This window comes from Thalassotalea montiporae (assembly GCF_053485855.1).
This window is the reverse complement of sequence record NZ_JBQRUO010000021.1, coordinates 1-568: the sequence shown is the minus strand read 5'-3', so window position 1 is coordinate 568 and position 568 is coordinate 1. Positions and strand designations below refer to the sequence as shown.

The 568-nt window shown below is 45.4% G+C and carries 1 protein-coding gene; it reads left to right on the top strand.

Going from position 1 to position 568, the window contains the following annotated elements; genetic code table 11:
* Window positions 1–4: 4 nt before the first annotated feature.
* The coding region (locus ACSLUR_RS19085; protein ID WP_448556922.1) for an IS110 family RNA-guided transposase at window positions 5–568 on the top strand (564 nt) is incomplete at its 3' end.

Below are 568 nucleotides of genomic sequence, written 5' to 3'. Positions count from 1 at the left end.
CCATATGTCACTAATTAAAGCAATTGGCATCGATTTAGCCAAATCTGTTTTCAGTATCCACGGTGTCGATAGTCATGACAAGTGTCAATTACGAAAAACCGTTAAGCGAAACAAACTGTTAGCTGAAATTGCTAAGTTGCCAGCGTGTATCATTGGTATGGAAGCTTGCTCAGGCGCACACTACTGGGCAAGAGAGTTTACGAAGCTTGGCCATGAAGTACGCATCATGGCCTCTAAATTTGTTATTCCCTATCGCCAAAACGAAAAGAACGATGCTAACGATGCCGAAGCGATATGCGAAGCCGTAACTCGCCCCAAAACACGCTTTGTCACCATCAAAAGCGAAGAGCAGCAAGCCGTGCTTTGCCTACATCGTATTCGCCAAGGAGCTATCAAGGACAGAACTGCACTTATAAACCGGCTTCGAGGCTTACTCGCAGAATTTGGCATTGTCATGCCCAAAGGACGTTATCCGGCACAACATGCCATTAGTGGCATCTTAGAAGATGGTGAGAACAACTTACCCATGCTCGCTAGAGAGCTACTAAGTGACTTATGGCAAGACATT